Genomic DNA, 19,579 nt, shown 5'->3' with positions numbered 1-19,579 from the left:
TTCCGCAAAGACGCCTCGGTTCCCGTTCGGCGGGTGCCTGGCCGTCGTCTCGCCTTTCGAGCGAATTGACCGGGCCCCGACGCCGGAACGAGCCAGCCCGATGCACTCAATCCAATTTGCTCAGTGAGCCTTCAGATGACGATGAAATCTCTCCTCCTCGGCGCCGCGGCCAGCCTTGCCGCCCTTGCCACCGCCCAGGCCGCCGACCTCCCCATGACCAAGGGGGAAGCCGTCGAATATGTGAAGGTCTGCTCCGCCTTCGGCCCCGGCTTCTTCTACATCCCCGGCAGCGACACCTGCCTCAAGATCGGCGGCGAGATTCGCGCCGACTATCGCTTCTACAATCAGAGCGGTGATAGCCGGACGGCCGAGAACGGCTACAAGCAGACTCGCAACAACCACACCAGCGCCTTCAATACCGAGGCTCGTATCTCCTTCGACGCTCGCACTCAGACCGAATATGGCCTGCTGCGCTCCTTCTTCCAGCTCCGCGCGAACAGCCGCCCGATCCCGAGCAATTGGAACGTCAACAGCGACACCTCCGGCAACACCTTCTCGATCAAATACGCCTATCTGCAGTTCGGTGGTTTGACGGCTGGTTACGCGCATTCTTACTTCGGCTTCTACGACTTCGAATATGGCAACACCTTGTGGGGTCCCTATTACGCCCAGTCGAATATCGTAAATCTTCTGGCCTATACCGCCGACTTCGGCGGTGGTTTCTCGGCGACGCTCTCGATCGAAGATGGTCGCGACCATCGTCAGAACGCATTCCGCAGCACCATGCAAGGCGGGCAGCAAGTGCCCGACGTCGTCGGCCAGGTCCGTTTCAAGCAGGACTGGGGTTCGATTGCCGTCCAGGCTGCCGCTCATCAATATCGTTCGGCGACGGCCGTCGATTCCAACGGCGTGCCTGTCCCCCCGACGAATGCCAACTATATCCCGCGCGAAAACAATTGGGGCTATGCGGTCGGCGCCAGCTTGCTGCTTAACATCCCTGCCCTCGACAAAGGCCATCTGGTGATCGAAGGCCAGTATGCCGACGGTGCTCTCGACTATCTCGGCATTTCCTCGACCAAGACCAAGGGTCAGGACTATTTCATCAATTCGAATGGCAGCTTCGATGGCGGCAAAGGTTGGTCGGTGACCGCCGAACTCGGCGGCAACTTCACACCACAATGGGGGTTCAACCTGGTCGGTGGTTATATCGACACCACCTATGACAAGTTCAGCGCTCTCGGCGGCGACCTCGGCGTGAAGGAATATTCGCTGACGGGTAATCTCACCTACACCATCGTCAAGGGCCTGACGATCACGGGTGAGGTCACATACACTCACCAGGACATCGACAATACGGTGTGGACGACGGGAACCGCCCCCAACACCGTTTCGCGAGTGGCCGACGCCAAGTCCAATTTCTGGACCGGCGGCGTGCGCATCAAGCGCACCTTCTGATCCAGCCTGTCGCGTTCAACTGTTGCAAGAAGGGCCCGGCGCGAGCCGGGCCCTTTCGCTTTGCTGGCTCCGGACAGCGGCCGCTACACCAGGACATCGTCCTACTTGCGGATACCCCAAGGGACTGCTTCAGTGCTGCAATTGTAAATTCCTTGGCCGAATTCGATCTCAACGTCAGCTCAAGAGAGTCAACTTGATGTCCGAAACCTCCTCTGAGACGTCGAACTCCAAAACCGCGATAGACCTGGCCTGCAGTAGCGTTCGTCTCCGCGGCAAGCTGACCGGCCATAACGAAACCTGGTCTGATCTCAAGATCATGACCTTGGCGAAAGAACAGAAGATGCGCCCCGGAGGCCGGGCGCAGCAATATCTCGACCATTACCTGCAAGGCTCGGGAACGCCTATGCCGTTTTCAGTGCGGACTTTGCTGAATGAAGATCCGGGCGTGCGCGGCTGCATCTTTCGCGAAGTCAATGCCGGCATTATGACCGCCGAGGTCCGGAAGCAAGGCAGCGTGGGCCTGACGGGTTCCGTTGCCGTCAAGCAGTTCTATTTCCAGAACATCGACTGGCAATACGCCACCGGTGCCCTCAACGTTCAGTGGCAATGTATGGGCGAGGAAGTCCGCAACGGAACCCGTGTCCTGCTCGTCGACGTCTGGTGCCAAAACCTCTATCGCTGGCATCCCGGCGCCGGGCGCGCCACCGACTGCGTGCATCGAGCCGCCGTCAATCTGCAGGCGCCTCAGCCCGAAACGCGCCTGGTGCTGCAGCCGGTCCACGTTCCCGGCGCACCCTCCTATGCCCAGAGCTGGTTCAGGACGGAGACGACCAACTACCAGAAGGCCAAGGACTTCCTGATGGTGGCGCCACGCGAACGCATCCTCGTGCCCAGGACATCCGGAAAGGCGATGAGCTGAGCGACGGTGCTGGAAATGGCTGCTTTTGTGTTCGGGGTGGGCTTCGCTCAGATCGGCACACGCAGCGAGCAACTTTCGGTCCTCCCTTCCGGCTCGGCGCAAGGGCGTGGCCTGAGGACAATGGGGAAAGATTCGACTCACGCCTTCCGTGCTAGATTAGGGGTCTTGCGTCGGTCGCCAACGTCCTCACATAAGAACCCATGAAATACCCGCCTTCCCTGCTCGATGAGATCCGTGCCCGGCTGCCCGTGTCGGAGGTGGTCGGCAGGCGCGTCAAGCTCAAGAAGCAGGGCCGGGAATGGCGCGGCCTTTCGCCCTTCAACGCCGAGAAGACGCCGTCCTTCTATGTCAACGACCAGAAGGGCTTCTATCACTGCTTCTCCTCGGGCAAGCATGGCGACATTTTCCGCTTCCTGAGCGAGGTCGAGGGCATTTCCTTCCCCGAAGCGGTGGAGCGTTGCGCCAACGATGCGGGCGTCACCCTGCCCAAGATGACGGTGGAGGATGTCCGCCGCGAGGAGCAGCGCGCCTCGCTGCATGAGGTGATGGAGCTTGCCGCCACCTTCTTCCAGTCCCGCCTGCAGGCGCGGGAAGGCGCCGCTGCCCGTGGCTATCTCGCCGATCGCGGCCTGACGCCGGCGATCCAGGCCGAATTCGGGATCGGTTACTCGCCGAACGAGAAATTCGCCCTGCGCGATCATCTCGCCGGCAAGGGTGTCGACCGCGATGCCATGATCGAAGCGGGCCTGCTCATCCATGGCGAGGACATCCAGGTCCCCTATGATCGCTTCCGCGACCGCATCATGTTCCCCATCCATGACGTGCGCGGCAAGGTGATCGCCTTCGGCGGCCGCGCCATGGACAAGGAGGCATCCGCCAAATATCTCAACTCGCCCGAGACATCGCTCTTCCATAAGGGCGCCTGCCTCTACAACCATCACCGTGCCCGCAAGGCCGCCCATGAGAAGGGCGGCGTCATCGCGGTCGAAGGTTATGTCGACGTCATCATGATGAGCGTGGCGGGCTTCGGGCATACGGTCGCCCCGCTCGGCACGGCCCTCACCGAAGACCAGCTCAACCTGCTCTGGCGCATGAGCGAGGAACCGGTGCTGTGCTTCGATGGCGACAAGGCCGGCCGGCGCGCCGCCTACCGCGCCGTCGACGTGGCGCTGCCGCAGATCGGACCGGGCAAGACCTTGAAATTCGCGCTGCTGCCGGGCGGGCAGGATCCGGACGAACTGGTACGCAGTTCGGGTGCCACGGCCGTTTCGGAAGTCCTGCAAGGTGCCCTTCCCCTGTCCGACATTCTCTGGGAACGGGAAACACAGAGTGGTGACTTTTCGACGCCGGAGCGGCGGGCCGCACTCGAACGCAAGCTGATGGATGCGTTGGCGCCGATCCGCGACGAAACGGTGCGCAGGCATTATCGCGCGGACATGGACAACCGCCTGCGCAGCTTCTTTGCCCCGGCCCGGGCCGCCCAATCCGGTTTTGCAGGCGGCCCGCAACGGGCGTGGCGCCAGGGCGGCGGCCGGCGCGAAACATCGCAGGCCACGCATCTGGTGACACCCGCGGTGAGGGAAAGTGCACGCATGCGGGGTGGGCATGGCAGCATTCCCGCGCGCGAGGCCCTCATCCTGGCCGTCGTGGTCGCTCATCCCTATTTGCTCGACGACCATTGCGAATTGCTGGCAGGGCTCGAATTCGAGAATGTCGAGGCGAGCCGCCTGCGCCAGGCTTTGGTCGACTGCGTGGCGCACGGCCTGCGCGAATCAGTTGCGCTCGAAGCAGAGCTGGTGCTGCAGGGATTCGAACGTTTGCTTGCCCATATCGCCGCTTTGAGCGGTCCAACCCACTTTTGGGTGCGACGGGACGCCGCGTTTCCCGACGTTCGGGACGGATTCGTGCATGCAGTGGCCTTGCATCATAAGAATCGTACGCTACATAAGGAACTCAGGCTCGCCCAGGCGGCCATGGATCAGGACTTCACCGAAGAGAATTGGGCTCGGCTCACCGACATCAAGGCACAGATCGCCGCGATGGAAGGAACCGAGGCAACGATCGAGGGGTTTGGAGCTTCGTCCGGGCGGACTTCGCGAGCCGTGTAGGAGCTGTCAGGGTTAACGGCGGATTAGCCATTACCCCGGTAGTGATAGCGCCAGTTCCTGGAACTGGATTTCGATTCTGGCAGTTGCTGCAAGGCGTTGCATGGGCGAATCGAAGGTCTTTCCCAGGGCGCTGGAGCAAGGCGGCGACAAGTCGGGTGGCTCCGGGTACCGGATGCTGCCCTTTTTGGTGTTGGCGAACGGTCCGGGTAGGCGGGAACTTCCCGCGAAGTGCAGGGTTTTGGGCCAGGGTTCCCACCCGATACCAAGATCGGGTGCCAAGGCCTTGAAGTTGTTCGGAATTGCTCGGACGCGCCGGCAGGCGAATCTGAGAATTTCCATATCGGGTTTGGCACAGGGTGCGCGGATGCGCCAGTGCTTGCGGACCAAAATCTGTGGTCCCGGAGAATTGGCAATCGCCGGGCTCGGACCGGCAGGGACGTATTGCAGGATTTCAGAGCTCTACCCGGCGGGGCGAGCTGCGAAATCCTGCTTTGAGCGAGTGAGGGAAAGCAACGATGGCGAAAAAGGAAGCTGACAAGGAAGAAACGCCGGACACCGAAGCGCCGAGCCAGGACAGCCCCTTGCTCGACCTGTCGGATGCCGCGGTTCGCGCCTTGATCAAGCGCGCCAAGAAGCGTGGCTATGTCACGCATGAAGAGATCAACAACGTCCTGCCTTCCGATCAGGTCGACGGTGACCAGATCGAGGACGTGCTCGCCATGTTCTCCGAAATGGGGATCAATGTCGTCGAGAACGAAGAGAACGAGGAGTCCGAGGAGGCTGCTCAGGGCGAGGAGGAGGAAGCCGAGGGCGGCGACCTCGTCGAGGCCACCACCTCTTCACGAGCGATCGCTTCCACCACCACGGCCAAGGAGCCGACCGACCGCACCGACGATCCCGTGCGCATGTATCTGCGCGAGATGGGAACGGTGGAGCTCTTGTCCCGCGAAGGCGAAATCGCCATCGCCAAGCGCATCGAGGCCGGCCGCGAGGCGATGATCGCGGGGCTTTGCGAAAGCCCCCTCACCTTCCAGGCCATCATCATCTGGCGCGACGAGCTCAATGACGGCAAGATTCTCTTGCGCGACATCATCGACCTCGAAGCGACCTATGCCGGCCCCGACGGCAAGAACCCGCCGGCAGTGGCGGGTGAAGGCGAGGCCGAGGCCGGCGAGACCGAGCAGCAGCAGATGGACGACGACGCCTTGCCGCCGATGGACGGTGACATGGACGAAGACGACATGGAGAACAACGTGTCGCTCTCGGCCATGGAAGCCGAGCTCAAGCCCAAGGTGCTCGAGACCTTCGATCGCATCGCCGACGACTACAAGAAGCTGCGTCGCCTGCAGGACGTGAATGTCGAGAGCCGGTTGCAGAACCGCTCGCTCTCGCCGTCGCAGGACCGCAAATACAAGAAGCTGAAGGAAGAGATCGTCGTCAACGTCAAGAGCCTCTCGCTGAACCAGGCGCGTATCGATGCCCTGGTCGAGCAGCTCTACGACATCAACAAGCGCCTGATCAGCTATGAAGGCCGCCTGATGCGCCTGGCCGAGAGCTATCGCGTCGACCGGACGGACTTCCTGAAGACCTATCAGGGCTCGGAGCTCGATCCCAAGTGGATCCTGCGCGTTTCCAAGCTCGGCTCCAAGGGCTGGAAGGAGTTCGTGGCCCACGAGCTCGAGACCATCAAGACGATGCGCGAGGACATCCACAACCTCGCCACCGAGACCGGGCTCGAGATCACCGAGTTCCGCAAGATCGTGCATATGGTGCAGAAGGGCGAGCGCGAAGCCCGCCAGGCGAAGAAGGAAATGGTGGAGGCCAATCTGCGCCTCGTCATCTCCATCGCCAAGAAATACACCAATCGCGGCCTGCAGTTCCTCGACCTGATCCAGGAAGGCAATATCGGCCTGATGAAGGCGGTCGACAAATTCGAGTATCGCCGCGGCTACAAGTTCTCGACCTACGCCACCTGGTGGATCCGGCAGGCGATCACCCGCTCGATCGCCGACCAGGCCCGCACCATCCGCATCCCCGTGCACATGATCGAGACGATCAACAAGATCGTGCGCACGTCGAGGCAGATGCTGCACGAGATCGGCCGCGAGCCGACCCCGGAGGAACTGGCCGAGAAGCTCGCCATGCCGCTCGAAAAGGTGCGCAAGGTGCTCAAGATCGCCAAGGAGCCGATCTCCCTGGAAACCCCGATCGGCGACGAGGAGGATTCGCATCTCGGCGACTTCATCGAGGACAAGAACGCCATCCTGCCGATCGACGCGGCCATCCAGTCCAATTTGCGCGAGACCACCACGCGCGTGCTGGCTTCGCTGACCGCCCGTGAGGAGCGCGTGCTGCGCATGCGCTTCGGCATCGGCATGAACACCGACCACACGCTGGAGGAAGTCGGCCAGCAATTCTCGGTGACGCGCGAACGTATCCGCCAGATCGAGGCCAAGGCCCTGCGCAAGCTCAAGCATCCGAGCCGCTCGCGCAAGCTGAGGAGCTTCCTCGACAACTGATTCCTCGGAGCGCGGACTTCTCAGCGACATGCAAGCATGTCGCGATATCCGCTCTTGGAAGCAGAGAGCACAACAAGAAAGGGCGCGAACCTCACCGGTCGCGCCCTTTTTTCGTAGGATGTTGCTTCCAAGAGCGGACTGGAAGTCCGCGCTCCGAAGAGGCGCTACTCCGCAGCCGGTGCAACCTCCGCCGGCTTAACCTCCTTCTTCTTCCTGCCGGGCGCGATCAGGCGCATGGTGACGTAGAACACCGGCGTCAGGAACAGGCCGAAGAAGGTGACGCCCAGCATGCCGAAGAACACGGCGGTGCCGAGAGCCTGGCGCATTTCGGCGCCGGGGCCGGTGGCGATCAGCAGCGGCACCACGCCCAGGATGAAGGCGAAGGCCGTCATCAGGATCGGGCGCAGGCGCAGGCGGCAGGCCTCCACCACCGCTTCGATCGGGCTCTTGCCATCCCGCGCCTCGGCCTCGCGCGCGAACTCCACGATCAGGATGGCGTTCTTGGCGGCCAGGCCCACCAGCACGATCAGGCCGATCTGGGTGAGGATGTTGTTGTCCATGCCCCGCGCCATCACGCCGAGCAGCGCCGAGAGCACGGCCATCGGCACGATCAGGATGATGGCGAGCGGCAGCGACCAGCTTTCATACTGGGCGGCCAGCACCAGGAAGACGAACAGCACCGACAGGGCGAAGATGAAGATCGCGGTATCGCCGGTCGCCCGCTCCTGGAAGGCCAGGTCCGTCCATTGGAAGCTGGTACCCTGCGGCAAGGTTGCCTTGGCCAGGGCCTCCATCTCGTCCAGGGCCTGGGCCGTGGAGACGCCCGGGCCGGCATTGCCCTGTAGTGGCACGGACGGGTACATGTTGTAGCGCTGGATCAACTGCGGGCCGGAGACCTCCTTCACCTCCACCAGCGTGCCGAGCGGCACCAGGGCCCCCGACGCCGAGCGTACGCGCAGGCCCCCGATCTGTTCGGGATCGTTGCGGAAGCGCTGGTCGGCCTGCGCCTGCACCTGGTAGACGCGCCCGAACGCATTGAAGTCATTGACATAGGCCGTGCCGAGATTCTGCTGCAGCGTGTCGAAGATGTTGGTGATCGGCACGTTCAGGATCTCGGCCTTCTGCCGGTCGATATTGAGGAAGAGCTGCGGCGAGTTGGCCGAGAAGGTGGTGAACACGCCCGACAGCTTCGGATTCTGGCGCGCCTTGCCCATCATCTCATAGGTCGAAGCAAGGATGCGCTGGATGTCCGAGCCCAACCGCTCCTGCACCTGCAGCTTGAAGCCGCCAGCATTGCCGATACCACGCACCGGGGGCGGCGGGATGGCGATGATGAAGGCCTCCTCGATCACCTGCATGCGGCCGAACAGGTCCTTGATGATCTTGTCGGCCGTCAGCCCTTCCTTGAGACGCTCTTCGAAAGGCTTGAACGGCACGAAGATCGCAGCCGAATTGGTGGCATTGGTGAAGGTCGCGCCAGAGAAGCCGGCAAAGGCGACGGCATCCTGCGCACCGGGCGTTGCCCGCGCGATTTCCGAGACCCGCCGGGTGACGGCATCGGTGCGCGAAAGCGCGGCACCGTCCGGCAGCTGCACCACCACGATGGCATAGCCCTGGTCGAGCGTCGGGATGAAGCCTTGCGGCACCTTCTGCACCGCCCAGACCGTACCGGCCAGCAGCCCCGCATAGATCGGCCACATAACGAGCTTGCGCCTGACGACCCGATTGACGCTGGAGGCATAGCCATTGGACAGGCCGTCGAAGCCGCGGTTGAAGCCACCGGCCAAGCTCTTGCCGAGCCTCGTCAGGGGATTGCGCGGCGGCTCATGGCTGTGCGGCTTGAGCAGGATCGCGGCAAGCGCCGGCGACAGTGTGAGCGAGACAAAGGCGGAAAGGAAAGTCGAGACCGCGATCGTCAGCGCGAACTGCCGATAGAACTGGCCCGATATCCCAGGAATGAAGGCGGTGGGAATGAAGACCGCGCCCAGCACCAGGGCGATGGCGATCACCGCCGTGCCGACCTCGTCCATGGTTTCATGCGCCGCATCGCGCGGCGACATGCCCAGGCTGATGTTGCGCTCGACATTCTCCACCACCACGATGGCGTCGTCGACCACGATACCGATCGCCAGCACCATGCCGAACAGGGTCAGCGTATTGAGCGAAAAGCCGAAGATGGCCATGATCGCACAGGTGCCGATCAGCGAGATCGGAATGGCGATCACCGGGATGAGCGCCGTGCGCCAGCTCTGCAGGAAGATGATGATCACCACCACCACCAGCACCACGGCCTCGCCGAGGGTGTGGTAGACGGCATTGACCGATTCCGCGATGAACTGGGTGGGATTGTAGACGATCGAATAGGCGATGCCGGGCGGGAACGACTGCTTGAGCTCCTCCATCTTCTTGATGATTTCGTCGGCGGCCTGCAGCGCATTGGTGTTCGGGCGCTGGAAGATCGCCAACGCTACCGCCGGCTTGCCATTGAGATAGGAATTGGTGACGTAATCCTGGGCGCCGAGTTCGACGCGCGCCACGTCCTGGACCCGGACGAGTTGTCCGTCCGGGGTCGAGCGCACGATCACGCGCCGGAACTGGGCGACGTCCTGGAAGCGCCCCTGCGTGTTGATGGTAACCTGGAAGGCCCCGCCCGAACTGGTCGGCTCCTGGCCGATGGCGCCGCTGGAAACCTGGACGTTCTGGGCCTGGATCGCCTTGACCACGTCGGACGAGGTCAGGCCATAGCTGGCCAGCTTGTCCGGATCGAGCCAGACGCGCAGGCTGTACTGGCGCTCGCCGAAGATGGTGAGATCGCCGACGCCATCGAGACGCAGGAGGTCGTCGCGTACATTGTTGCGGGCGTAGTTGGAGACGTAGAGCTGATCATAGCGATCATCCGGCGAGAACATGTGGATGACCATCATCAGGTCGGGCGAGGACTTCAGCGTGGTGACGCCGAGGCGCCTGACATCGTCGGGCAAACGGGGCGTCGCGATGGCCACCCGGTTCTGCACCAGCACCTGCGCGGTATCGAGATCCGTACCGAGCTTGAAGGTGATGGTCAGCGACATCGAGCCATCGTTGGAGGCATAGGAGGACATGTAGAGCATGTTCTCCACGCCGTTGATCTGCTGCTCCAAAGGCGTCGCCACCGTGGCAGCAACGGTCTGGGCATTGGCGCCGGGATAGCTGGCGCGCACCACGATGGTGGGTGGTGCGATCTCGGGATATTGCGCAACCGGCAGGCCGAGAAAGGCGATGGCGCCGACAAGGGTGATCACGACCGCCAAAACCGAAGCAAAGATCGGCCGGTCGACGAAGAAATGGGCAAACCGCATGACCGCTCTCTCAGTTGGCGGCTGCGACGGCGGTCGCCGGCAAGGTCGTCAGCTTGGGATCGACCTTGATACCCGGTCTCACCCGCATCAGCCCATTGACGACGATGGTCTCGTCACCCTTCAGCCCTTCGCGGATCACGCGGTAGCCGTCCACGCGCGAGCCGACACGCACCGGCTTCAGCGCAATCGTGTTGTCGGGACCGACGACATAGACGACACGCCGATCCTGGTCGGAACCGAGCGCGTCCTCGGGCACCAGCACGCCCTTGTATTTGTCGGAACCGAGAATGCGGATGCGGCCGAACAGGCCGGGCACCAAGGCTAGGTCCTTGTTCTCGAACACGGCGCGGGCCCGCATGGTGCCGCTGGCGGCGTCCAGGCGGTTGTCAGTGAAGTCCATATGGCCCTTGTGGATGGGCTCGCGCTCGTTGGAGGTGGCGACCAGGACCTCGTTGAGATTGCCGTCGCTGGAGACGCGCAACGACCCGGTCGAGAGCTTCTGGTAGGCGAGATAGGAGCGCTCGTCGACGTCGAAATAGAAATTGATCGGATCCATCGACACCACATTGGTGAGAACGGTCTCGTTTGCGTTGACGAGATTGCCGAGCGAGACCAGCCGGCGAGACATGCGGCCACCGATCGGTGCCTTGATCTCGGTGAATTGCAGGTCGAGCTTGGCGCGGTTCAAGGTTGCCTGCGCCCGGTTGAGGTCGGCCTTGGCCGTCGCAAGGGTCTGGGTACGCTCGTCGTAGATCTGGCCGGTGATGTTGCCGGACTTACGCAGATTCTCGGCCCGGCTGACGTCGCCCGCGGCGAAATCCACCCGCGCCTTGGCTGCCTCGACGCCAGCCTGCGCCTCCTCGAGGGCTGCCTGATAGGGGCGCTGGTCGATGGTGAAGAGCGGATCTCCCGCCTTGACGATGGCACCGTCGATGAAATGGATCTTGTCGACATAGCCCGAGACCCGAGCCCGGACGTCCACGCGGTCTACCGCTTCGAAGCGGCCGATGAAATCGTCATATTCGACGACGTCCTTCACCACCGGCTTGGCGACGGAAACCGGGGGTGGCGGTGCATTCTGGGCGATCGCCGCCGTCGAGAGTCCCAAGGCCAGCAGGGTGCCGATGAGGGCATCGCGGCCATGCAAACTATCTAGTATCATCTTACCTTCACGCATCGCTGCCCCTTTATGGACCCTGGTGAAAAATCAATAAGTTAGCGAAAATCGGCACCAGGCATACCGACGCGCCCGTCTGCCGGGTCCGTCGACAATCCCGATGCCGGCTCCCTTGTCCGGCAAAACTGAAAATGAAATCCCCGCGGCTCCCCGCCGTCTTGTGGGGTTCCTAGATTTTGGTCTTCCCGCGGCAATTTCAAGGCCACTGGATGAAAAGCGATGCGGAAAAAAATGCGCCCCCGCGCTCCGAAGAGGCGCCCCCGGGCTTGGCATCGAGGCCAGCTTCGAGGATTCCCACCGGCGGGCCGTCCTCGCTGAGAACCGGAATCCTGTTTACGGCGTAAGGCTTTAGCGACGCCAGCCGCGATGTCGGTGGCTGCGATACTCCCAGGCATGCCCGTTCTTGCCATCGGGCGGATCCTGGATTGCTTCGTCGCAGGCACCAAAGAAGCGGTACCAGGGCAGGATGCATTCGAGCCTGGCATTGTCGGCGTAGCGCTCGCCTTGAGGGCGGGAGGCCGCCTGTCCCGTACCTGTCCCAGCATAGAACCCACCCATCACGATCATGCTGGCGAGAATGAGCTTGTTCATGTCTGTGTCCCAGGAATCGCTGCCGCATCTCGTAGCGGCCGGCAAATTCTAGTGAAGCACGCCGGCTGGAGCAAATCCCCGCAGCCCCTGCGCGAAAGCTCGTCCTCCCACAACCGGGCGGAACATGCGCCCATTGGCGACAGGCGTCAATGCGGCTATCGTGCGGGCCTTGATCAATCAGACTGGGACTTTGCCGTGGCCTCCTTCCTTAAATCCCTCTCCTCTCTGTTCGGAGGCAAACGCGAATCGGATGGTGAGCCCGCCCCCAAGGGCGACGGCGAGGAATACAACGGATTCACCGTGCGTCCGGCCCCCTACAAGGAGGGAGGCCAGTACCAGACCTGCGGCTATGTGGAAAAAGAGATCGGTGGCGAACTCAAGAGCCACAAGTTCATTCGGGCCGATCGTTTCGCCAGTTTGGACGATGCCGTGCAGTTTTCCCTGACCAAGGGCAAGCAGCTGATCGACGAGCAGGGCGAGGGTTTATTTCGATAATGTGAAAAAAAGCGCGAGGGGGGCTTGCATCCCCCGCTTCGCTTGGTTATCAGACCGCCCATGGAAGCGCCGGTCGCTTCCCAGCGCGCCCGTAGCTCAGCTGGATAGAGCATCAGACTACGAATCTGAGGGTCAGAGGTTCGAATCCTTTCGGGCGCGCCATTCTCTCCTTTCCTTCACATTGTCAGTTATTTGTGGGCATGAGCTTAAGTGCCGTCCCATGCCTGCGAGGAATGACTGATCTGTCCTTCCTTCTCCGGACATTGGAGGCTTCCTCAAAATCCCGGCATCGCGTAAGAGCGCGGTTCCCTATTCATTGACCGCACCGCATCATGATCCGCCTCGAAAACATCTCCAAGCAGAACGGCAACCAGATTCTCTTCATCGAGGCTTCGGCCACCCTGCAGAAGGGCGAGAAGGTCGGGCTCGTCGGCCCCAACGGCGCCGGCAAGTCCACGTTGTTTCGCATGATCACCGGGGAGGAGGAGACCGATGAAGGCCGCGTCTCGGTCGATCGCGGCGTGACCATCGGCTATTTCGACCAGGATGTCGGTGAGATGGCAGGCCACAGCGCGGTCGCCGAGGTGATGAACGGCGCAGGGCCGGTCAGCGAAGTCGCGGCCGAGTTGAAGGAACTCGAAGCCGCGATGGCCGATCCGGACCAGGCCGACAACATGGACGCGATCATCGAGCGCTATGGCGAGGTGCAAGGGCGCTTCGAGGAACTGGGCGGCTATGCGCTCGAAGGGCGTGCCCGCGAGGTGCTGGCCGGTCTCAGCTTCAGCGAAAGCATGATGGACGGCGATGTCGGGGCTCTCTCCGGCGGCTGGAAGATGCGTGTGGCGCTGGCCCGCATCCTGTTGATGCGCCCCGACGCGATGCTGCTCGACGAGCCGAGCAACCATCTCGACATCGAGAGCCTGATCTGGCTGGAAGAGTTCCTCAAGGGTTATGAAGGCGCCCTCCTGATGACCTCGCATGATCGCGAGTTCATGAACCGCATCGTCTCCAAGGTGGTGGAAATCGACGGCGGCACGCTGACCAGCTATTCGGGCGACTACGAATTCTACGAGCAGCAGCGCGCCCTCAACGAAAAGCAGCAGCAGGCCCAGTTCGAACGCCAGCAGGCCATGCTGGCCAAGGAAATCAAGTTCATCGAGCGCTTCAAGGCCCGCGCCTCCCATGCAGCGCAGGTGCAGAGCCGGGTGAAGAAGCTGGAGAAGATCGACAAGATCGAGCCGCCGCGTCGCCGCCAGAGCATCGCCTTCGAGTTCCAGCCCGCGCCCCGCTCGGGCGACGACGTGGTCAGCCTGAAGGAAGTCCACAAGGCTTATGGCGATCGCAGCATCTATGAGGGCCTCACCTTCCAGGTCCGCCGCAAGGAGCGCTGGTGCGTGATGGGCATCAACGGCGCCGGCAAGTCGACCCTGCTCAAGCTCGTCGCCGGCACTGCCGACCCCGACAAGGGCACGGTCGTCCAGGGCGGCAGCGTCAAGATGGGCTATTTCGCCCAGCATGCCATGGACCTGCTCGACGGCGATCGCAGCATCTACGAGACACTGGAGGATGCTTTTCCCCAGGCGGGCCAGGGCTCGCTGCGGACTCTCGCCGGCTGCTTCGGCTTTTCGGGCGATGACATCGAGAAGAAATGCCGCTTCCTGTCAGGTGGTGAAAAGGCCCGGCTGGTGATGGCCAAGATGCTCTATGATCCGCCGAACTTCCTGGTGCTGGACGAGCCCACCAACCATCTCGATCTGGCCACCAAGGAGATGCTCATCGCGGCCCTGTCGCAATATGAGGGCTCGATGCTGTTCGTCTCGCATGACAGGCGCTTCCTCGCAGCGCTCTCCAACCGCGTGCTGGAACTGACGCCAGAGGGCATCCATCAATATGGCGGCGGCTACACCGAATATGTCGCCCGCACCGGGCATGAGGCACCGGGGCTTCATAGCTAAGCCGGGTCTTCCCATTCCCGCCAAGGGTGTGAACGGCGCGTCAAGCTGGTAGGCTGGCCAGAGAAATCCGTGGTCTGGTCTGGCCTGTGCTGTGCCCCTCGCCTTTGAAGGAGTGATACCCGATGATCAATCGCTGGCGACCTCTCGCTGTAGCCTGCGCCCTGGTCGGCCTGATGCTTCCCGCAAGCGAGGCGTTCGCAAGGCAGCGCACCCTCGCCGGTACGGTCAGCTATCGCGAGCGCATCGCCTTGCCTCCTACGACTGTGGTCGAAGTCAAGCTCGTCGACGTCTCCCTGGCAGATGCCCCGGCCCGAACGCTGGCGCGGACATCGTTTCGATCCGGCAGGCAGGTGCCCATTCCCTATCGCCTGCGCTATGACGACAGGGTGCTCAAACCGTCGGGCCGCTATGCCCTGGAGGCGCGCATCAGCGTCAATGGGCGCCTGTGGTTCCTCAACACCACACACCACGCCGTCGCCGCGGGCGAACCCATCAATGGCGACATTCGGGTCGATCGTGTCGGCCAAGCGGCTGAAGCGGGTCCTGCAGGTCCCGGCGGACGCTGGCTGGCCGAGGACATCAATGGCCGCGGCGTGGTCGACAACGCCCAAAGCGTGCTCGAAATCGCCGCCGACGGCAAAGTCTCCGGCCGCGGCGGCTGCAACGGCATGGGCGGTAGTGCCGTGATCAAGGGCTCGCGCATCCGCTTCGGGCAGATCGTCAGCACCCAGATGGCCTGCCCTCCCGCCATCATGGACCAGGAAGGCAAGTTTCTCAAAGCCCTGCAGGCCGCCCGCAGCTGGCGCATCGATGCCGCCCGCAACAAGCTGCTGCTCCTCGATGCCAGGGGACGCCGGATCCTCCTGCTCGCCCGCATGTAGCCGCCCCGGCTCTTACGACCCGACGCGCTCGACAAGCCGCTCCATCAGCGCCTGCAGGAGCGGCTCCTCCGCCCGGTCGACGGGGCAGAGGATATAGTAGGCCGCCGCGGCGTTGATCGAGGTGGCGAAGGGCTGGATCAACCGGCCCTCGCGCAGCAAATTGCGCGTGAGCACGTCCGAGACCAGCGCCAGCCCCTGCCCCTGCACGGCGGAGGCAACCGCCTGCGCCACCGAAGCCACGCGCACGCTGGCGCTGCCTTGCAGATTGACCCGCGCCGCCACGCCCCAACGCGCCCATTCCTCGCCGCGATCCTCGTGCAGCAGCGTGATACCGTTGAGCTTGCGCTCGCGGTGCTGCAGGTCAAGCCTCGGAAACAGGGTCGGGGCGCATACTGTCCGCAGCCGCACCTCGCTGAGCAGGCGCCAATACCGTCCTGGAAAAGGTGGATTATCATAAACGATGGCGACATCGCTGGCCTGCCAATCCACCTCGGCGGCGGTTATCGCCTCGTTGATGGCCAGGTTGGCGATGTTGCGGTTTTCCGCAAACTCCACCGCCACCGCACTCAGCCAGGCGACCCCGAGCGCAGTCGGCAGGGACAGTGCCAGGCTCTGCTGTGGGGTTGCTGCGCCCCGGCTGCGGCAGTCGCGCGCCGCCGCATCGAGCTGGCCAAGGCTGACGGCGACTGCCTGGGCAAAATCGCGGCCAGCCGGCGTCAGCGCAATGTTGCGCCCTGCCCTTTCGAACAGGACGATCCCCGTCGCTTCGCCGAGCTTCTTGAGTTGCAGCGAGACCGCGCTCGGGCTGAGATTGAGCTCCTCCGCCGCCCGGCGAAGGCTGGCCAGCCGGGCCGTCGCCTCGAAGGCCGGAAGATATTGCAGATAGACCAGGGGCCGGGCCACGGTGCCTCGCAGGATAATTGATGAATTTAATAGAACAATTTTGGTTAAAACAAATCGTTTTTTGAGAACGATTTCGGGTGCTATCCAGGAAGGCGAAAGGGAGCACCCCGATGATCAAGGCAACACCATTCGATTATCCCTATGATGGCCGGCTCGATCCGCGCAGCACGGCGCTTGTTGTCATCGACCTGCAGGAGGACTTCCTTTCGCCGACCGGCTATTTCGCCAGGCAGGGCTATGATCCCAGCCCGCTTCGGGCCATCCTGCCGACGGTCAACCAGCTGATTGACGCCGCCCGCGCCGTCGGCATCCGCATCATCCACACCCGCCAGGGCTATCGCGGTGACATGGCGGACATGACCCCTTACGAAAAATGGCGTCGCAGCCGCGCCGGCCTCGACGGCACGCAGGTTCTGCTGCGCTCGGGCCCGGGCTTCGAGATCGTCTCCGACATCGAGGTGCGCCCCGAGGACATCATCGTCGACAAGACTTGCAACGGCGCCTTCACCTATACTGATTTCGAGCACGTGCTGCGGGCCCAGGGCATCACCCATCTGCTCTTTTCGGGCTGCACCACCGATGTGTGCGTCCACACCACCTTGCGCGAGGCCTGCGACCGCAACTTCCAGTGCCTGACCATCTCCGATGCCTGCGCCAGCGGCGACCAGCGCGCCCATGAGGCGGCGCTGCACATGGTGACGGTGGAGAACGGCATCTTCGGCGCCCTGACGAATTCGGCCGCGGTGCTGGCCGGCCTCGCCAAGCTGCCGAGGGCCGGCGCGTGATGCCGGATCGCGGCGCACCCCAGCGCTACATTTCCCTGATGCGCCTGACAGCCAAGGGGCTGGCCGAGCTTGCCGACAGCGCCGGGCGGCGGCAGCTCAGCGAGGAGCGTGTCGCCGCGCTCGGCGGCCGTTCCATCGCCTTCTACGCCGTGCTCGGCGCCTACGACTTCGTCCAGGTCTTCGAGATGCCGAGCGTTGAGGCGATGATGCAATATGTGCTCACCGCGCGTCGCGACGGGCATGTCGATCCGCTCATTCTCCCGGCCTTCGACACACAAGCCTATGGCGGGATCATCGGACGCATCCAGGCAACGGACACCCTGGGAACCTGAAGCGCTTTGCGGCGTGACGGAGCCGCCAAGAATCACAAAGACACGTCGAAACATGAGTCGGAGCGTGCCGGCGTTCAGCCATGAACACGCCTTTGCTCCAAGGGAACCAGTCATGACAGCAAAATTCGTGACCATGGTCGCGCTGGCGACGCTCGCCAGTACTGCGGCACTCGCAGAGCAGCCGAGCTTCGTCTCGGACGGATCGCTCAATATTTGCACTACCGCAGCGTTTCCACCCTTGACCTACAAGCGCTCGCCCGGTGACCTGACGCCTGTCGGCATCGACGTCGAGATCGCCGAGGCATTGGCCAAGGCCTGGGGTGCCAGCACGACCTACACCGTCACCGACTTTTCGGGCCTCCTGCCGACGCTCGGCTCGGGACGCTGCGGCCTGATCATCAGCGGCATCTATGTCAATGACGAGCGCCGCAAGACCTATGACGGCGTGCGTTACATGAAATCGGCCACCGTGCTGGTGACCAAGGCCGGAAACGGCGCCATCGGCAAGCCGGACGATCTCAGCGGCCTCAATGTCGCGCTGGAGGCTGGCACCTATTACAAGGAAGAGCGCCTGGATCCCCTCAACAAGACGCTCGAAGCCGCCGGCAAGGCCCCAGTCACTATCCACAATTACCCGACCCAGCAGGCCGCCTACCAGCAGGTGATAGTGGGTCGGGTCGATGCGACGCTGACCGAGGAGGCCGAGGGCGCGTTCCGGGTCGCCGACGCCAGGGACACGCTCCAGATCGCCTATACATGGCAGTCCGACTTCACCTACGGCATCTATATGCGTCGCAAGGACGGCGACCAGGCAGTGGTGCGCGACGCCCTGAGGAAGCTGCGCGATGACGGCTTCTTCACCGCTCTCGCCCAGAAATACGGCCTCAAGTCTGCTGCCTTCGACGTCGACTACGACAAGTAGCCGGCAGCGGCAGCGTCGACATGTCCTTCGATCCGGCCCTCCTCCTGACGGCACTGACCAACCCGGCCATGCTGCAGGGCGCGGCCATCGCGCTGGTCCTGTCCGTCATCGTCTTCACCGTCTCGTTCTTCGTCTGTCTGCCGCTGGCACTGTGCCTGAATTCACGCAAGGCGATACGCAATGGCTCGGCGCAGTTCTATGTCTGGGTGTTCCGCGCCGCCCCGCTCATCCTGGTGCTGCTCTTGGTGTGGAACGGCTCGCCGCAGTTGATGCCCTTTCTGCTCAAGGCCGGCTGGTTCACGCCCTTCGTGGCGGCCGCAATCTCCTTCACTCTGGTCACTGCCGCCTATATGGCGGAGATCATGAAGGGAGCTCTGCGCTCGATCGGTGCGGGACAGGGCGAAGCGGCGACGGCTCTCGGCCTCACGCGACTGCAAGCCTTCCGCTTGGTGATCCTGCCGCAAGCCCTGCGTGTCTCGCTGCCCGCTTTGGTCAACGAGTTCATCAACCTCCTGAAGGTGACCTCGCTCGCCTATGTCATTTCGCTGCGCGAGATCATGGCGGTGGTGAACGATGCTATCGCCGCCTCCTTCCGCTTTGTCGAATGGTATTGCGCCGCCTTGGTCTATTATCTCGCCATCGTCTCGCTGTTCATGCTGGCGCAATCGATCATCGCGCGCCGCCTGCAGTGAAGCCTCAAGGCTTGACGAAGAGAATGGTGGTCAGCCCGCTCTGCCATTCCTCGTCAGGATAGCGTCCGGCCTCGCGATAGCCGCGCGAGTGGTAGAAGGCCTGGCTTGCCTGGTTGAAGGTATCGGTTTCGAGGCGCACCTGTGCAAAGCCGGCCGCCGCGATCACCGCCTCCGCTCCATCCATCAGCCGCTGTCCGAGTCCCTTACGGGCGTGACGGGAATGGACATGCAGCGCATCGATGAAATCACCTTCCCAGCGAATGAAGCCCGCCACCTCGCCATCGATCTCGGCAACCAGGCATTCCAGCCCGTGCTCGTCGATGAAGCGGTCGGCAACGCCCGAAGTCAGATAGCGCTCGACGGCAGCCGGCGTGATGTTGGGCCGCCAGGTGCTGTCGAACGTATCCCGGAGGATTGCCTTCAACGCCGGCTTGTCCGCCTCGCCGCCCTGCCTGATCACAACGACACCCATTGCCATCCGTCCCGATTGCGCGCCTGCCCGATGCG

General features: G+C 62.9%; 16 protein-coding genes and 1 tRNA gene. 12 read left to right on the top strand and 5 right to left on the bottom strand.

Translation table 11 applies throughout. The features are described from left to right. Nucleotides 1-135: 135 nt before the first annotated feature. The 4 genes from ABXS05_RS24550 (at nucleotide 136) to rpoD (ending at nucleotide 7,001) form a co-directional block, all read left to right on the top strand. Nucleotides 136-1,455 (top strand): porin, encoded by a 1,320-nt coding sequence (locus ABXS05_RS24550; protein WP_311934368.1) that lies wholly within the window; start codon nucleotides 136-138, stop codon nucleotides 1,453-1,455. A gap of 316 nt (nucleotides 1,456-1,771) precedes the next feature. Continuing rightward, nucleotides 1,772-2,374 (top strand): hypothetical protein, encoded by a 603-nt coding sequence (locus tag ABXS05_RS24545; protein WP_367625695.1) that lies wholly within the window; start codon nucleotides 1,772-1,774, stop codon nucleotides 2,372-2,374. Nucleotides 2,375-2,574: 200 nt separating this feature from the next. Next, entirely contained in the window at nucleotides 2,575-4,482 is a 1,908-nt protein-coding gene (gene dnaG, locus ABXS05_RS24540) for a DNA primase (protein ID WP_367625694.1), read from the top strand. A 515-nt stretch (nucleotides 4,483-4,997) separates the two neighbouring features. Next, a complete protein-coding gene (gene rpoD, locus ABXS05_RS24535; RefSeq protein WP_367625693.1) occupies nucleotides 4,998-7,001 on the top strand; it encodes an RNA polymerase sigma factor RpoD in 2,004 nt (667 codons plus the stop codon). Between the two features lie 164 nt (nucleotides 7,002-7,165). On the opposite strand, the gene ABXS05_RS24530 is transcribed toward rpoD, so the two are convergent. The 3 genes from ABXS05_RS24530 to ABXS05_RS24520 all read right to left on the bottom strand — a co-directional run bounded on the left by ABXS05_RS24530 (nucleotide 7,166) and on the right by ABXS05_RS24520 (nucleotide 12,107). Further along, entirely contained in the window at nucleotides 7,166-10,339 is a 3,174-nt protein-coding gene (locus ABXS05_RS24530; RefSeq protein WP_367625692.1) for an efflux RND transporter permease subunit, read from the bottom strand. Nucleotides 10,340-10,349: 10 nt separating this feature from the next. After that, nucleotides 10,350-11,501 carry an efflux RND transporter periplasmic adaptor subunit gene (locus tag ABXS05_RS24525; RefSeq protein ID WP_311933056.1) on the bottom strand — a complete coding sequence of 384 codons (1,152 nt, stop codon included), beginning with the start codon at nucleotides 11,499-11,501 and terminating at the stop codon, nucleotides 10,350-10,352. 363 nt (nucleotides 11,502-11,864) lie between these two features. Beyond that, nucleotides 11,865-12,107 (bottom strand): hypothetical protein, encoded by a 243-nt coding sequence (locus ABXS05_RS24520; RefSeq protein ID WP_311933057.1) that lies wholly within the window; start codon nucleotides 12,105-12,107, stop codon nucleotides 11,865-11,867. Nucleotides 12,108-12,158: 51 nt separating this feature from the next. Between ABXS05_RS24520 and ABXS05_RS24515 the strand changes: the two genes are divergently transcribed. The 4 genes from ABXS05_RS24515 to ABXS05_RS24500 all read left to right on the top strand — a co-directional run bounded on the left by ABXS05_RS24515 (nucleotide 12,159) and on the right by ABXS05_RS24500 (nucleotide 15,438). Further along, entirely contained in the window at nucleotides 12,159-12,602 is a 444-nt protein-coding gene (locus tag ABXS05_RS24515; RefSeq protein WP_311933059.1) for an HlyU family transcriptional regulator, read from the top strand. 85 nt (nucleotides 12,603-12,687) lie between these two features. Beyond that, nucleotides 12,688-12,764: transfer RNA gene (locus ABXS05_RS24510), tRNA-Arg, on the top strand. 170 nt (nucleotides 12,765-12,934) lie between these two features. Beyond that, on the top strand, nucleotides 12,935-14,557 hold the full coding sequence (locus tag ABXS05_RS24505; protein WP_367625691.1) for an ABC-F family ATP-binding cassette domain-containing protein: 1,623 nt from the start codon (nucleotides 12,935-12,937) through the stop codon (nucleotides 14,555-14,557). 122 nt (nucleotides 14,558-14,679) lie between these two features. Then, nucleotides 14,680-15,438 (top strand): YbaY family lipoprotein, encoded by a 759-nt coding sequence (locus ABXS05_RS24500; protein WP_367625690.1) that lies wholly within the window; start codon nucleotides 14,680-14,682, stop codon nucleotides 15,436-15,438. A gap of 12 nt (nucleotides 15,439-15,450) precedes the next feature. Here ABXS05_RS24500 and ABXS05_RS24495 read toward each other — a convergent pair whose 3' ends face one another. Continuing rightward, entirely contained in the window at nucleotides 15,451-16,341 is an 891-nt protein-coding gene (locus ABXS05_RS24495) for a LysR family transcriptional regulator (protein WP_246683724.1), read from the bottom strand. A gap of 110 nt (nucleotides 16,342-16,451) precedes the next feature. Here ABXS05_RS24495 and ABXS05_RS24490 point away from each other — a divergent pair, with 110 nt between their 5' ends. The 4 genes from ABXS05_RS24490 (at nucleotide 16,452) to ABXS05_RS24475 (ending at nucleotide 19,072) form a co-directional block, all read left to right on the top strand. Continuing rightward, a complete protein-coding gene (locus ABXS05_RS24490; protein WP_367625689.1) occupies nucleotides 16,452-17,126 on the top strand; it encodes a cysteine hydrolase family protein in 675 nt (224 codons plus the stop codon). Next, nucleotides 17,126-17,458 carry a GYD domain-containing protein gene (locus ABXS05_RS24485; RefSeq protein WP_311933066.1) on the top strand — a complete coding sequence of 111 codons (333 nt, stop codon included), beginning with the start codon at nucleotides 17,126-17,128 and terminating at the stop codon, nucleotides 17,456-17,458. The genes ABXS05_RS24490 and ABXS05_RS24485 overlap by 1 nt, the downstream gene beginning before the upstream one ends. Before the next feature lie 112 nt (nucleotides 17,459-17,570). Next, nucleotides 17,571-18,380: a transporter substrate-binding domain-containing protein gene (locus ABXS05_RS24480; protein WP_311933067.1), complete on the top strand. Its 810-nt coding sequence runs from the start codon at nucleotides 17,571-17,573 to the stop codon at nucleotides 18,378-18,380. A 20-nt stretch (nucleotides 18,381-18,400) separates the two neighbouring features. After that, nucleotides 18,401-19,072, top strand: coding sequence for an amino acid ABC transporter permease (locus tag ABXS05_RS24475; protein ID WP_367625688.1), 672 nt, complete (start codon nucleotides 18,401-18,403; stop codon nucleotides 19,070-19,072). A 4-nt stretch (nucleotides 19,073-19,076) separates the two neighbouring features. Here the strand turns inward: ABXS05_RS24475 and ABXS05_RS24470 are convergent, their stop codons facing one another. Continuing rightward, nucleotides 19,077-19,544, bottom strand: coding sequence for a GNAT family N-acetyltransferase (locus ABXS05_RS24470; RefSeq protein WP_367625687.1), 468 nt, complete (start codon nucleotides 19,542-19,544; stop codon nucleotides 19,077-19,079). Between the last annotated feature and the right edge of the window lie 35 nt (nucleotides 19,545-19,579).

The sequence above is a fragment of the Labrys neptuniae genome (genome assembly GCF_040797145.1).
Lineage (GTDB): Bacteria > Pseudomonadota > Alphaproteobacteria > Rhizobiales > Labraceae > Labrys > Labrys neptuniae.
Note: the sequence above shows the minus strand (reverse complement) of the source record. Positions and strands in the feature narration are given on the sequence as shown.